The organism is Clavibacter sp. GW821-FHT01D01, assembly GCF_059422605.1.
Map to the genome: position 1 here is coordinate 533,186 of NZ_JBWKXC010000001.1, position 12,883 is coordinate 546,068.

At 74.0% G+C, this 12,883-nt stretch carries 13 protein-coding genes and 1 tRNA gene; 6 read left to right on the forward strand and 8 right to left on the reverse strand.

What is annotated here, in order from left to right:
• Positions 1–31: 31 nt before the first annotated feature.
• From kdpC to AC07VC_RS02770, 7 genes are all read right to left on the reverse strand, one after another.
• The gene (kdpC, locus tag AC07VC_RS02740) at positions 32–640 is read right to left on the reverse strand and encodes a potassium-transporting ATPase subunit KdpC (RefSeq protein WP_494674516.1); all 609 of its coding nucleotides are present in this window, start codon (positions 638–640) and stop codon (positions 32–34) included.
• 38 nt (positions 641–678) lie between these two features.
• Positions 679–2,847, reverse strand: coding sequence for a potassium-transporting ATPase subunit KdpB (gene kdpB / locus AC07VC_RS02745; RefSeq protein ID WP_494674515.1), 2,169 nt, complete (start codon positions 2,845–2,847; stop codon positions 679–681).
• Complete coding sequence (kdpA, locus tag AC07VC_RS02750; protein WP_494674514.1) at positions 2,844–4,520, reverse strand: potassium-transporting ATPase subunit KdpA; 1,677 nt, start codon at positions 4,518–4,520, stop codon at positions 2,844–2,846. Before kdpA ends, kdpB begins: the two co-directional genes overlap by 4 nt.
• On the reverse strand, positions 4,520–4,624 hold the full coding sequence (kdpF, locus tag AC07VC_RS02755; protein WP_317229615.1) for a K(+)-transporting ATPase subunit F: 105 nt from the start codon (positions 4,622–4,624) through the stop codon (positions 4,520–4,522). The genes kdpA and kdpF overlap by 1 nt, the downstream gene beginning before the upstream one ends.
• A gap of 293 nt (positions 4,625–4,917) precedes the next feature.
• Positions 4,918–5,385, reverse strand: a complete 468-nt coding sequence (locus AC07VC_RS02760; RefSeq protein ID WP_494674513.1) for a hypothetical protein — start codon at positions 5,383–5,385, stop codon at positions 4,918–4,920.
• A gap of 52 nt (positions 5,386–5,437) precedes the next feature.
• Positions 5,438–6,238: a sulfite exporter TauE/SafE family protein gene (locus AC07VC_RS02765; RefSeq protein WP_494674512.1), complete on the reverse strand. Its 801-nt coding sequence runs from the start codon at positions 6,236–6,238 to the stop codon at positions 5,438–5,440.
• A gap of 11 nt (positions 6,239–6,249) precedes the next feature.
• Positions 6,250–6,978: an NADPH-dependent F420 reductase gene (locus AC07VC_RS02770; protein WP_494674511.1), complete on the reverse strand. Its 729-nt coding sequence runs from the start codon at positions 6,976–6,978 to the stop codon at positions 6,250–6,252.
• 401 nt (positions 6,979–7,379) lie between these two features.
• Here AC07VC_RS02770 and AC07VC_RS02775 point away from each other — a divergent pair, with 401 nt between their 5' ends.
• Both AC07VC_RS02775 and AC07VC_RS02780 read left to right on the forward strand, forming a co-directional pair.
• Complete coding sequence (locus AC07VC_RS02775) at positions 7,380–8,081, forward strand: GAF and ANTAR domain-containing protein (protein ID WP_494674510.1); 702 nt, start codon at positions 7,380–7,382, stop codon at positions 8,079–8,081.
• Between the two features lie 46 nt (positions 8,082–8,127).
• Positions 8,128–8,856 carry a GAF and ANTAR domain-containing protein gene (locus AC07VC_RS02780; protein WP_494674509.1) on the forward strand — a complete coding sequence of 243 codons (729 nt, stop codon included), beginning with the start codon at positions 8,128–8,130 and terminating at the stop codon, positions 8,854–8,856.
• Positions 8,857–8,879: 23 nt separating this feature from the next.
• On the opposite strand, the gene AC07VC_RS02785 is transcribed toward AC07VC_RS02780, so the two are convergent.
• Positions 8,880–9,521 carry an HAD family hydrolase gene (locus AC07VC_RS02785; protein WP_494674508.1) on the reverse strand — a complete coding sequence of 214 codons (642 nt, stop codon included), beginning with the start codon at positions 9,519–9,521 and terminating at the stop codon, positions 8,880–8,882.
• Positions 9,522–9,689: 168 nt separating this feature from the next.
• On the opposite strand from AC07VC_RS02785, the gene AC07VC_RS02790 reads away from it, so the two are divergent.
• From AC07VC_RS02790 to glpX, 4 genes are all read left to right on the forward strand, one after another.
• A complete protein-coding gene (locus AC07VC_RS02790; protein ID WP_494674507.1) occupies positions 9,690–10,271 on the forward strand; it encodes a hypothetical protein in 582 nt (193 codons plus the stop codon).
• A 55-nt stretch (positions 10,272–10,326) separates the two neighbouring features.
• Positions 10,327–10,416 (forward strand) — tRNA-Ser (locus AC07VC_RS02795).
• A 272-nt stretch (positions 10,417–10,688) separates the two neighbouring features.
• A complete protein-coding gene (locus AC07VC_RS02800) occupies positions 10,689–11,795 on the forward strand; it encodes an AI-2E family transporter (protein WP_494674506.1) in 1,107 nt (368 codons plus the stop codon).
• A gap of 58 nt (positions 11,796–11,853) precedes the next feature.
• Positions 11,854–12,840: a class II fructose-bisphosphatase gene (gene glpX / locus AC07VC_RS02805; protein ID WP_317229608.1), complete on the forward strand. Its 987-nt coding sequence runs from the start codon at positions 11,854–11,856 to the stop codon at positions 12,838–12,840.
• Positions 12,841–12,883: the final 43 nt, after the last annotated feature.

Consider the following 12,883-nt stretch of genomic DNA (forward strand, 5'->3'; position numbering starts at 1 on the left):
GATCCTCTTCCTCGCCCGCGTGGTGCGGGCCTCAGCCGCCGAGGCCGGCGAGCGCGATGTTGAGCTCGAGCACGTTCACGGTCGGCTCCCCGAGGTAGCCGAGGTCGCGTCCCTGGACGTGCCCCTCGACGAGGTCCGCGACCTCCTGCTCGGGGACGCCCCGGGCCTCGGCGACGCGGGCCACCTGCAGGCGAGCGTATTCCGGGCTGATGTGCGGGTCGAGCCCGGAGGCCGACGCCGTGAGCGCGTCGGCCGGGACGTCGGCCGGATCCACGCCGTCGGACGCCGCGATGGCCGCCCTGCGCTCCTCGATCGCGGCCACGAGGTCGGGGTTCTCGGGCCCGAGGTTGCTGCCGCTGGAGGCGGACGCGTCGTAGCCGTCGCCCGCGGCGGAGGGCCGGGACTGGAACCACTCCGGGAGGGCGGCGCCGTCGGCGTCCTGGAAGGACTGGCCGATCAGCGACGAGCCGACGACCTGGCCGTCGACGGACACGAGCGAGCCGTCGGCCTTCGCGGGCAGGGCGAGCTGGCCGACGCCCGTGACGACGGCCGCGTAGCCGACGCCGAGGACGACGGTGAGGACGGCCATCGCGCGGACGGCGACGCCGGCGGTGCGGAGGGACTGGCGGGGGGAGGGCATGGTGCTCCTTCTGTTTTGGGGGGGGGGGGGCGCGGGGATCAGAAGCCGGGGATCAGGCTGACGACGAGGTCGACGAGCTTGATGCCGAGGAACGGCGCGACGACGCCGCCGACCCCGTAGACCAGCAGGTTCCGGCTGAGCACCTTCGAGGCGCTGAGCGGCCGGTAGGCGACGCCCTTCAGCGCCAGCGGGATGAGCGCCACGATGACGAGCGCGTTGAAGACGATCGCGGAGAGGATCGCGGACGCCGGCGAGTGCAGCTGCATCACGTTCAGCACCGCGAGCTGCGGGAAGACGCCCGTGAACATCGCGGGGATGATCGCGAAGTACTTCGCGACGTCGTTCGCGATGGAGAACGTGGTGAGCGCGCCGCGGGTGATGAGCAGCTGCTTGCCGATCCGCACGATGTCGATGAGCTTCGTCGGGTCCGAGTCGAGGTCGACCATGTTGCCGGCCTCCTTCGCGGCCGACGTGCCCGTGTTCATCGCGACGCCGACGTCGGCCTGCGCGAGCGCGGGCGCGTCGTTGGTGCCGTCGCCGGTCATGGCGACGAGGCGGCCGCCCTCCTGCTCCTTCCGGATGAGCGCCAGCTTGTCCTCGGGCGTCGCCTCGGCGAGGTGGTCGTCCACCCCGGCCTCGGCCGCGATCGCGCGGGCGGTGAGCGGGTTGTCGCCCGTGATCATCACCGTGCGGATCCCCATCGCCCGCAGCTCCGCGAACCGCTCCTTCAGGCCGTCCTTCACGACGTCCTTGAGGTGCACGACGCCGAGCACGCGGCCGGATCCGTCGGCGTCCCTCGTCGCGACGACGAGCGGGGTGCCGCCGCCGTTCGAGACGGCCTCGACGGTCTCCATCAGCTCGGCGTGCAGCGACGACGGCAGCGGACGGCCGCCCTCCTCGAGCCACGCGATGACCGCGGACGACGCGCCCTTCCGGACCACCGTGCCGTCGGGCAGGTCCACGCCCGACATGCGGGTCTGGGCGGTGAAGGGCACGTCCACGCCGCGCGGCAGCGTCGACGTGTCGAGGCCCTGCGCGACCGCCAGGTCGACGACGCTGGAACCCTCCGGCGTCGGGTCGGCGAGCGACGACATGGCCGCCGCCCGGGCGAGCTCGTCGTCGCCCACGCCGTCGACGCGGATCAGCGCGCTCGCCCGGCGGTTGCCGTACGTGATGGTGCCGGTCTTGTCGAGCAGCAGGGTCGTCACGTCGCCGGCGGCCTCGACGGCGCGGCCGGACATGGCCAGCACGTTCCGCTGCACGAGCCGGTCCATGCCGGCGATGCCGATGGCGGAGAGGAGCGCGCCGATGGTGGTGGGGATCAGGCAGACGAGCAGCGCGATGAGCACGGGCACGCTGACGGTCGCCGCCGAGTACGAGGCGATCGGGTTGAGCGTGAGCGCCACGACGACGAACACGATGGTGAGGCTCGCGAGCAGGATGTTGAGCGCGATCTCGTTCGGCGTGCGCTGGCGCGACGCGCCCTCGACGAGGCCGATCATGCGGTCGACGAAGGTCTCGCCGGGCTTCGAGGTGATGCGCACGACGATCCGGTCGCTCAGCACCCGCGTGCCGCCCGTGACGGCGCTCCGGTCGCCGCCGGACTCGCGGACCACCGGCGCGGACTCGCCCGTGATGGCCGACTCGTCGATGGACGCGATGCCCCACACGACGTCGCCGTCGCCCGGGATCGACTCCCCGGCGACCACGACGACCATGTCGCCGAGCGTGAGGTCGGCGCTCGAGACGTCGCGGACCTCGCTGCGCTGGGCGCCTGGATCCCCGGAGGCGTCGTAGGTCGCGACGACGTGCGCCATGGTGCTGGTGCGGGTCCTCCGCAGGCTGTCGGCCTGCGCCTTCCCGCGGCCCTCGGCCACCGACTCCGCGAGGTTCGCGAAGAGGACGGTGAGCCAGAGCCACAGGGCGATCCCGGCGGTGAAGGTCGCGGGCACCTCGCTGCCGCCGGAGCTGCCGGGGCCGCCGGTGAAGGGCTCGGCGATCGCGAGGACCGTGGTGAACGCGGCGCCGACCTCGACGATGAGCATCACGGGGTTCCGCCGCATCAGCCGCGGGTCGAGCTTCCGGAACGCGCCGGGGAGAGCCTCGGCGAGCTGGCGGGCGTCGACGGCGCGGGCGCGCGACGGCTTGTGGTCGGCCGCGGGCGACGCGGCCTCGCGCGGTTCGGCCTCGGGGGTGATGGTGGTCATGACTGCAGCCCTTCCGCCAGGGGACCCAGCGCGAGAACGGGGAAGTAGGTGAGAGCGGTCACGATGACCGTCACCCCGATGAGGAGGCCGACGAACTGCGGCCGGTGGGTGGGCAGGGTCCCCGCCGTGGAGGGGATGCGGTCCTGCGCCGCGAGGGACCCGGCGAGCGCCAGCACGAGCACGATCGGCAGGAACCTGCCGAGCAGCATCGCGACGCCGAGGGCGGTGTTCAACCAGGGCGTGTTCGCGGTGAGGCCGGCGAACGCGGATCCGTTGTTGTTGGCCGCCGAGGTGAACGCGTAGACCACCTCCGACAGGCCGTGGAGGCCCGGGTTCCAGATGCTGGTGCCCTCGACGTCGGCGCGGACCGCCGGGATCGCGAAGCTCAGCGCCGTGCCGGTGAGCACGAGGACCGGCGTGACGAGGATGTAGAGGCTCGCGAGCTTGATCTCCCGCGGCCCGATCTTCTTGCCGAGGTACTCGGGCGTCCGGCCGACGAGGAGGCCCGCGACGAACACGGAGATGACGGCGAGCACGAGCATGCCGTAGAGGCCGGATCCGACGCCGCCGGGGGCGACCTCGCCGAGCATCATGTTCAGCATCGGCATCATGCCGCCGAGCGCCGTGTACGAGTCGTGCATCGAGTTGACGGCGCCGGTCGAGGTGAGAGTCGAGGTGGATCCGAACAGCGTCGAGAGCACGATGCCGAACCGCTGCTCCTTGCCCTCCATCGCGCCGCCCGCCGCCGTCGGCGCGGAGCCGGCGCCCTGCAGCTCGAAGAGCGTCAGGAGCGTCAAGGAGGCCAGGAAGATCGTCGCCATCACGGCGGTGATCGCGGCGCCCTGGCGGGTGTCGCCCACTAGCTTCCCGAAGGTGCGGGGGAGCGAGAACGGGATCAGGAGCATCAGCAGCACCTGGAACGCGCTGGTCCACGCGGTCGGGTCCTCGAACGGGTGCGCGGAGTTCGCGTTGAAGAACCCGCCGCCGTTCGTGCCGAGCATCTTGATCGCCTCCTGCGAGGCCACCGGCCCGCCCGGGAGCGTCTGCGTCCCGCCGGTGATGGTCGCCACGTCCTGGAACCCCTGGAGGTCCTGGATCACGCCGCCGGCGATGAGGACCACCGCGGTGACGAGCGAGAGGGGGAGCAGCAGGCGGAGGGATCCGCGGATCAGGTCGACCCACATGTTGCCGATGGTGCCGCTGCGCGTGCGGGCGAAGCCGCGGACGAGCGCGACGGCCACCGCGATCCCGACCGCCGCCGACACGAAGTTCTGCACGGCGAGCCCGGCCAGCTGCACCGTGTAGCCCAGGGTCGCCTCGGGCGAGTACGACTGCCAGTTCGTGTTGGTGACGAACGAGACGGCGGTGTTGAAGGAGAGGCCCTCGGGCACGGCGGGGAGGCCGAGCGCGTAGGGGAGGGACGACTGCAGGCGCTGCATCCCGTAGACGACGAGGACGCCGGTGAGCGAGAACGCGAGCACCGCGCGGAGGTAGGCGGGCCAGGTCTGCTCGGAGCGGGGGTCGACGCCGATGAGGCGGTAGATGCCGCGCTCCACGCGGGTCTCGTGGCGCGACTCGTACATGCGCGCCATCAGGTCGCCGAGGGGGCGGTGGACGAGCACGAGGACCAGGACGACGGAGGTGACCTGGAGGACGCCGGCGAGCGCGTCCATCAGAACCTCTCGGGGCGGATCAGGGCGTACACGAGGTACACCACCGCGGCGATGCCGAGCACGGCGGCGGCGAGGCCGGCCGCGTCGGCGAACGAGGTGATCACAGCTTCTCCACCCCCCGGCCGACGAGGCCGACGAGGGCGAACAGGACGATGGCGCCTGCGATGTACACGAGGTCGAGCACGGGGATCCTCCGGTGAGGGGTGCCGCGCCCGGTCGGACGCGGGTGCCCGGCGGGGCACGAGGCACCACTAGACACCTGGCGCGCGGACGCCCTCGCGCATCCATACGATTCCCTCACGGGGCGGCGGGGAACCTCACGACACTCCTACGCGGACGACTCCGGACGCGCTCGGCTCCGGGGTCGGCGGGCCGTCGGGGCCCGAGCCCCGAGCCGTCAGCCGGCGAGCGGGAGCTCGACCGTGCCGGCGGTCCTCACCGTGTCGCAGCGGTCGTCGGGGTCGGCGAGCGTCCACGACAGGTCGGGGGTCGCCTCGCCGAGCACCGTGCCGTCGGCGGCCAGCGCGGTCAGCGTGCCCTGCGCCGGGGTGGTCATGCCGCGCGCGATCGTCCACCGACCCGGCCCTGACGCGGTCGCCGAGTACTCGGGCAGCGCCGCGTCCGGATCCGGGGACGGATCCGACTGCTCGAGCGTCCCCGAGCAGCCGTCCGCGTCGCAGAGCCGGACGAGCGCCACCTGCGCGACCGTCTCCTCCGGTCCGACCACCTGCACGTCCAGCGTGTTCGAGTAGCCGACGTCGCTGCACGCGAGGGGCGCCGGCGACGAGCACGCGGCCAGCCCCGCGGCGAGCAGGCCGACGGCGAGCGCGCCGAGGCCGGGGGACGGACGCGCGGATCGGGTCATGCCCGACCCTCCCACGCGCCCCGATGCCGGCGCCAGGCCCGGGATCAGGTGGTCACGCCGCCCACTCCGCCACTACGTCCGACCCGACCTTCACGATCAGCACCGCCACCACCACGATGAACGCGATGCGGATGAAGCGGCTGCCGCGGGCGACGGCCATGCGGGATCCGGCGTAGCCGCCCACCATGTTGGCGACGCCCATGCCGAGCGCGAGCGCCCAGAGCACGTGGCCCTGCGGGATGAAGAAGGCGAGCGCGCCGAGGTTCGTCGCGACGTTCACGATCTTCGCCTTGGCGCTCGCGAGCACGAAGTCGTAGCCCAGCGCGGTGATCAGCGCGATGATCAGGAACGTCCCCGTGCCCGGGCCGATGAGCCCGTCGTAGAAGCCGATCACGATGCCGAGCAGCGCCGCGATCCCGTGGTGCTTCCGACCCGTGTGGCGGAGCGCGGCGACGTCGCCGAGCCGCGGGCGGGCGATGGTCACGACGGCCACGATGATGAGCGCGACCACCACGAGCGGCTTGAACACCGACGTGGGCAGGAGCGCCGCGAGGCTCGCGCCGCCGTAGCTGCCCGCCAGCGCGACCGCGGCCATGGGCAGGGCCGTGCGGAGGTCCGGGTGCGTCCGCCGGTACCAGGTGACCGCGCTCGTCGTCGTGCCGAACAGGGACGCGAGCTTGTTGGTCGCGAGCGCCTCCACCGGCGTGATCCCCGGCACGAGCAGCAGCGCCGGCAGCTGCAGCAGGCCGCCGCCGCCCACGACCGCGTCGATCCAGCCGGCGGCGAGCGCGGCCAGCAGCATGAGGAGCGCGACCGTCAGGGTGATCTCGCCGAGGGAGCCGCCGATGTCCACCGGGGCGCCGGCTACTCGGCGTCGGCGCCGGAGCCGGTGCGCGCGTCCGCCGACTCGAGCGCCACCAGGCGGCGGATCTCGTCCGCGTCGACGTTCACGCCGAAGAGCGAGCGGCCGGGCTCGAGCACGCGGCCGGCCGCGAGCGGGCCGATGTCGACGGGGTCGAAGCCGAACGCGTCCACGAGCGCCGCGACCCTGGCGCGCGTCCGCTCGTCATCGCCCGCGACCGCGATGCCCTTGCGGCCGGGCTCGCCGGCGGGCCGGGCCCCCTCGTCGAGGTCGTGGTAGCCCATGTGGTTGAAGGCCTTGACGACGGTGGAGTCGGGGAGGGAGTCCTGCACGAGCTCGCTCGTGGAGGAGGCGGGGTTCGCGAGGTCGTCGCGGTGGCCGTCCACCTCCCACCAGTAGTTCATGGAGTCGACCACGAGCTTCCCGGCCAGCTCCGCGACGGGCACGGAGGGCAGCTTGCCGAGGGGGAGCGCGAGGATCACGACGTCGGCGCGAGCCGCAGCGTCCGCCGAGGTGGTGGCGACGGCGCCGGGCGCGAGCACGTCGACGATGAGGGCGATGCGCGACGGATCCCCGGACCCGGAGATGAGCACGGGGTGCCCCGCGGCGATCGCGCGGCGGGCGAGCACGGTGCCGACCTCACCGGCGCCGAGGATCCCGACGGTGACGGGCCGGGCCTCCTCCGACCGGTGGGCGTCGGGTCGGGCGGAGGGGTCGTCGCGCAGCGTCATGCATCCATTCTCCGCGGAGTGCCGCCCGTCGCTCGACCACGGCGCCGGAGCTGTCCTAGCGTGATCCTCGGCCCTGCGGCATCACGACGCGGGGACGGGCGGGACCCATCCGAACCTCGATCCGACGGCGATCCTGGCTCCGGTACCCGCCCGGGCGCCCAGCCGCGGCCATGCGTCACCGACCGGGCGACGAGGCCTCATGAAGTCAGCCCAGACCCCGCTGATGGCGGGTCCGCCCCGGCGGACCCGCCGGTCCCGGCCCGCCCTGCCGGCGGCGGCGTCGCGACGCTAGGCTGACGTGCGGTCGGTACCCGGTCCCTGCGTTCCGCGTCGCCCTGCGCGGACCCGACGGGCCACGGAGGATCTCGTGATCACAGCCATCGCCCCGTGCGCGGGGACGCGTGCCTAGGCGCGGTCTCGTCGCCGACGCCGCGGAGGCGCTCGAGCACGCGACGTCGACCGACGCCGACCTCTGCGGCCCCCTCGTCGCCGCCATCGGCGTGAGCGGCGCCGCGGTCTCCACGCTCGGGGATCCGCTCGGCAGCGAGACCGTCTGCGCGTCGGACGTGCGGGCGGCCCGGCTCGACGAGATCCAGATCGACCTCGGCGAGGGCCCGTGCTGGGAGGCGATGACCACGCGCCGGCCCGTGCTGGAGCCGGACGTGCAGGGATCCGACGGCACGTCCTGGCCGCTCGCCCGCGAGGCCATGCACGCGACCGGGCTCGGCGCGGTCTTCGCGTTCCCGCTCGTGGTCGCGGGCCTCCGCCTCGGCGCGGTGGACCTCTACTCCCGCACCGCGCGCGACATCTCCGAGCAGGAGGTCGCCGACGCCACCACCCTGTCCCGAATCGTCGCTCGGCAGGTCCTCCGCCGCGCGCTCCTGGCCGCCGAGGGCCCGCAGGAGGACACTGGATCCTGGGGAGGCCGGTTCTCGCGCCGCGAGGTGCACCAGGCCACCGGGATGGTGGTGGCGCAGATGGGGATCCCTCCGGCCGACGCGCTCCTCGTCCTCCGCGGGCACGCGTTCGCCACCGGCCGCTCGCTGCGCGACGTCGCCGAGGACGTCGTGGGCCGCGCCCTCGACTTCAGCCCCGACCGCTGACCCGCACCACCACCGAATGCCCGATCGACCCAGAGGAACCACGACGATGCCGGATACCCGGGAAGCGCAGCTCGTCCACACCTTCGTGAGCCTCGCCGACTCGCTCGTGGGCGACTTCGACGTCGTCGACCTGCTCCAGACGCTCGTCGACCAGGTGACGCTCCTGTTCGACGCGAGCGCGGCGGGCATCATCATCGGGCCGGATCCCGCGCACCTCGAGGTCGTCGCGTCCACGAGCGAGAAGAGCCGCCTCGTCGGGCTGATGCAGCTCGAGGTCGGCGAGGGCCCGTGCGTCGAGGCCGTGACCACCGGCCGGGTCGTGTCCGTCGCCGACGTGCGCGAGATCTCCCACCGCTGGCCGGCCTTCGCGACGGAGGCGGCGGGCGCCGGGTACGTGTCGGTGCACGCGATCCCGCTCCGGCTGCGCGGGGAGGTCATCGGCTCCCTCAACCTCTTCCGCGAGCACGAGGGCGTGCTCAACGAGGCCGACGCGGTCGCCGCCCAGGCGCTCGCCGACGTGGCGACCATCAGCGTGCTGCAGGAGCGCACCATCCGCGACAGCACCGTCGTGCACGACCAGCTCCGCCACGCGCTCGACAGCCGGGTGGTCATCGAGCAGGCCAAGGGCGTCATCGCGCACACCCTCGGCGTCGACATGGACGAGGCGTTCCGGCTGATCCGCCGGGAGGCCCGCAGCAGCAGCACCGCCATGCCGGCGGTAGCGGCGGGCATTGTGGAGGGTCGCGTGACGATCCCGGCGGCCGCGCGGCCCTAGGCGTCATCGCCGCACCGGCGGCGTCAGGCGAGCGTGCCGTCGAGGATCCGGTCGAGCGTGCCGAGGCCCTCCCAGACGTGCGCGTGGATGCCGGCCGCGCGGGCGGCGTCGACGTTCGCGGGCTTGTCATCGACGAACACGATCCGCTCGGCCGGGCTGCCGAGGCGCTCCACCGCGTGCTGCCACACGTCCGTGTCGGGCTTGGCCTTCCCCATCCGCGCGCTCACCAGCACGACCTGGAAGCGCGCGCCCCAGCCCGCGGGATCCTCGAGCACGTCGGCGAGCTCGTGCGGGGCGTTGGAGAGGATGGCGAGCGGGTATCCCGCGGCGACGGCGCGATCCAGGGCGGCGAGCGTCTGGTCGTCCGGCGCTCCCCAGCGGCGCTGCTCGATCGCGATCAGCTCCGCCAGGTCGTCCTCGCCGGGCGCGGGCAGGCCGAGGTCCCGGGCGACGGCCTCCCAGAACTCCCGCGCGCTGCCGCCGCGGTCGTACGGTTCGCGGTGCGCGTCGAACGCGCCGCGGACGCGGGCCTCCGCGTCCTCGCAACCGGGGGCGTCGGGATCGAGCGCGCGGCTGATCGCGCCGATGTCGTCGGGCCGGGTGATGAGGACCCCGCCGATGTCGAAGAGGAGCCACGGGAGGGCGGGGTCGCGATTCTCGGGCACGGGTCTCCTTCGGGACGAGCGGACGGGATCCCTCGAGCATGCCCGCTCCGGGCCCGGGGCGCCCGCGGGGTCCACGGCCGTGCGGATCCCGTGAGGGTCGCCCGGCCCGGCGCGTGGCTTCCGTCAGGGCCGGCTCCCGCGGCCGGCCGCGGCGGTAGACCTGCTGCCATGACCCTCACCGCGATCCTCCCGTCGCTCCGCCGCAGCATCCCGGATCCGCTCGCCGCCGCCCTCTGGCCCGCGGGCACCGTCGCCACCACCACCGACCTCCGGGTCGGCGACGACTCCCTCGTCTCGCTCGCCGCGGAGCGCGGCACGCCCTGCGCGACCACGAGGGCCGCGGTCGAGCCCGGCAGCGGCGCGCGGGCGTCGCGCACGGCGTCGGCCTCGGCGGTCGTGCTGCGGATCCTCGCGGTCGCCCCCGCGACCGACAGCTCCCCGCGCGCCCTCCTCGTCGACGCGGACGTCGCCGGCCTCGCCTGCGCGTGGGCGGAGGCGCGGCTCATCGGCCGTGCGTCCACCGCCCCGGCACGCCCCGCGGAGGTCGGCGGCCAGGCCGTCCGCCTCCCCGCCGACCTCGCGGCCGGCGACCTCGTCGTCGTGCCCGTGCCGGCCGCGGTCGAGGTGCGGGGGATCCGCGTGGTCGACGCCGCGACGCCCGTCGCCCTCCCGCGCGCGGCCCGCGTCCCGGCCGTCCCGGCGCGCGGTGACGTGTCCGTCCCCGTGCGCGCGCTGGCGTCCGCGCGCTGATCCGCCGCCGTCCGCCCGTGCGGCCGCGGCCCCGTGCTGTACTACACTCGATCCCGGTGGCGTGTCCGAGCGGCCTAAGGAGCACGCCTCGAAAGCGTGTGTGGGGGAGACTCCACCGTGGGTTCAAATCCCACCGCCACCGCCAGCAGGATCCGGCACCGCGCCTCGCGCGCAGCCCCCGATCCGCGCGAAGGGCCCCGGGAGACCGGGGCCCTTCGTCGTCGGTGCGCCGCCCGACGCCGCCCCGCTCTGATCCCCGCGTGCGTGCTCGCCTCCCGCACAGAACCGCGGAGGATGCTCGTGCTCGCGCATCCGGGACACCGCCGGCCGTCGGCCTCCGCGTCCCGCCATGATGGGCGCCGGCTCTCCTCCTCCCGCGGGGATCCTCCTCCCGCGCACCGAGATCGGAGCACCGCCATGTCCCACCCCGTCGAGCCCCCGCCCGAGGCGCCCGCCCGAGGCGTCACCCCGGGCGTGCTGCTCGCGGCCGAGTGGTCGTGGCGCCTGCTCGTCATCGGCATCGCGATCGCCGCGGCCGTCTGGCTCCTCCTCGCCGTGAAGGAGGTGGTCATCCCGTTCCTCGTCGGCCTCCTCGTCTGCGCGCTGCTCGAGCCGCTCGTGGCCGGGCTCCGGAGGCGCAGGTGGCCCGCCTGGGCGGCCATCACGGCGATGCTCCTCGGCACCGCGGTCATCATCTCGGCGCTGGTGCTGCTGCTCGTCACCGAGATCCGCACGGGCATCCCCACGCTGCAGCGGGAGGCGATGGACCGGTTCGACGCGGCCCGCGACCTGCTCGCGCAGCCGCCGTTCAACGTGGTGCCGTCCGACTACGACGCGCTGGTCGCGTCCGCGGGGACGGCGCTCGAGAGCAGCCGCGAGGCCCTGCTCACCGGGGCGCTCGACGCCGGGCTCGGGGTCGGCCACCTCGTCACGGGCGCGCTCCTCGCCTTCTTCACCATCGTCATCGTGCTCGTCGACGGCCGGGGCATCTGGCGCTTCGCCGTCTCCGTCTTCCCGCGCCGCGCGCGTCCCGCCATCGACGGCGCCGGCCGCGCGGGCTGGGTCACGCTCTCCGCCTTCACGCGCGTGCAGATGTTCGTCGCGGCCGGCAACGCGGTCGGCATCGGCCTCGCCGCCTGGCTCCTCGGCCTGCCGCTCGCCGTCCCCATCGCCGTGGTCGTGTTCCTCGCCTCGTTCATCCCCGTCGTGGGCGCCATCGTGTCGGGCGCGTTCGCCGTCGTCATCGCGCTGGTGTTCGTGGGGCCGCTGCAGGCCGTCATCATGCTGGCCGCCGTCATCGGCGTGCACCTGCTGGAGTCCCACGTGCTGCAGCCCCTCGTCATGGGCGGGGCCGTCCACGTCCACCCGCTCGCGGTGGTGCTCGCGGTCGCGGCCGGCTCCTACGTCGGCGGCGTGGCCGGCGCGCTCTTCGCCGTGCCGTTCGTCGCGACGCTCAACGTGATGATCCGGCACATCGCCCGCGGCAGCGGGAAGGCCAGCACCCCCGCCGTAGGATCGGTCTGACGCACCTGCGGAGTCGACGGAGCCGCCCGCGCACGTCTCTACCGGGAGGAACCCCACCATGACCGAGGAGAACTACTCGAACCCGGATCGCAACCTCGGGATGGAGCTCGTGCGGGCCACCGAGGCCGCCGCCATCCGCTCCGCCCCCTTCATCGGCAAGGGCGACAAGAACGCCGCCGACGGCGCCGCCGTCGACGCCATGCGCAAGTTCCTCGGCACCGTCGCGTTCGACGGGCTCGTCGTCATCGGCGAGGGCGAGAAGGACGAGGCGCCCATGCTCTTCAACGGCGAGCACGTCGGCAACGGCTTCGGCCCCGCCTGCGACATCGCGGTCGATCCCATCGACGGCACGAGCCTCACCGCCGCCGGCCGCATGAACGCCCTCTCCGTCATCGCGGTGAGCGACCGCGGCAGCATGTTCGACCCGTCCGCGGTCTTCTACATGGACAAGCTCGTCACCGGCCCCGAGGGCCGCGGCGTCGTCGACCTCGACCGCCCCATCGGCGAGAACATCCGCGCGCTCGCCGACGCGAAGGGCCTCGCGGTGGAGGACATGCAGGTCGCCGTCCTCGACCGGCCGCGGCACGCGGACCTCATCGCGCAGATCCGCGCGGCGGGCGCCTCGACCCGGCTCCTGCTCGACGGCGACGTGGCCGGCGGCATCAACGCGGCCCGCCCCGACTCCCGCATCGACATGTGCGTCGGCATCGGCGGCACCCCCGAGGGCATCATCACCGCGTGCGCCATCAAGGCGCTCGGCGGCGTGCTCCTCTCCCGCCTCGCGCCGAAGGACGACGCGGAGCGGCAGCGCGCCGTCGACGCGGGCCACGACCTCGAGCGCATCCTCGACCAGGACGACCTCGTCACGGGCGACAACGCGTACTTCGTCGCCACGGGCGTCACCGACGGCGCGCTCGTCGCGGGCGTCACCCGCCACCGCGGCATGATCCGCACCTCGAGCATCGTGCTCCGCTCGCACTCCGGCACCATCCGCCGAGTGGAGGCCGACCACCTGGTCTCGAAGTGGTACAGCTCGGCCAGCTGAGCCGCGGACCCGCCGCCCGGATCGCCGGAGGAGAAGCGGCGTA

Bases quoted from the DNA above. Each gene is read 5' to 3' on its own strand.
- AC07VC_RS02800 (WP_494674506.1), top strand. From the start codon at position 10,689: ATGTCCCACCCCGTCGAGCCCCCGCCCGAGGCGCCCGCCCGAGGCGTC.
- kdpA (WP_494674514.1), bottom strand. From the start codon at position 4,520: ATGGACGCGCTCGCCGGCGTCCTCCAGGTCACCTCCGTCGTCCTGGTC.
- AC07VC_RS02780 (WP_494674509.1), top strand. From the start codon at position 8,128: ATGCCGGATACCCGGGAAGCGCAGCTCGTCCACACCTTCGTGAGCCTC.
- glpX (WP_317229608.1), top strand. From the start codon at position 11,854: ATGACCGAGGAGAACTACTCGAACCCGGATCGCAACCTCGGGATGGAG.
- kdpC (WP_494674516.1), bottom strand. From the start codon at position 640: ATGCCCTCCCCCCGCCAGTCCCTCCGCACCGCCGGCGTCGCCGTCCGC.
- kdpB (WP_494674515.1), bottom strand. From the start codon at position 2,847: ATGACCACCATCACCCCCGAGGCCGAACCGCGCGAGGCCGCGTCGCCC.
- AC07VC_RS02760 (WP_494674513.1), bottom strand. From the start codon at position 5,385: ATGACCCGATCCGCGCGTCCGTCCCCCGGCCTCGGCGCGCTCGCCGTC.
- AC07VC_RS02790 (WP_494674507.1), top strand. From the start codon at position 9,690: ATGACCCTCACCGCGATCCTCCCGTCGCTCCGCCGCAGCATCCCGGAT.
- AC07VC_RS02770 (WP_494674511.1), bottom strand. From the start codon at position 6,978: ATGACGCTGCGCGACGACCCCTCCGCCCGACCCGACGCCCACCGGTCG.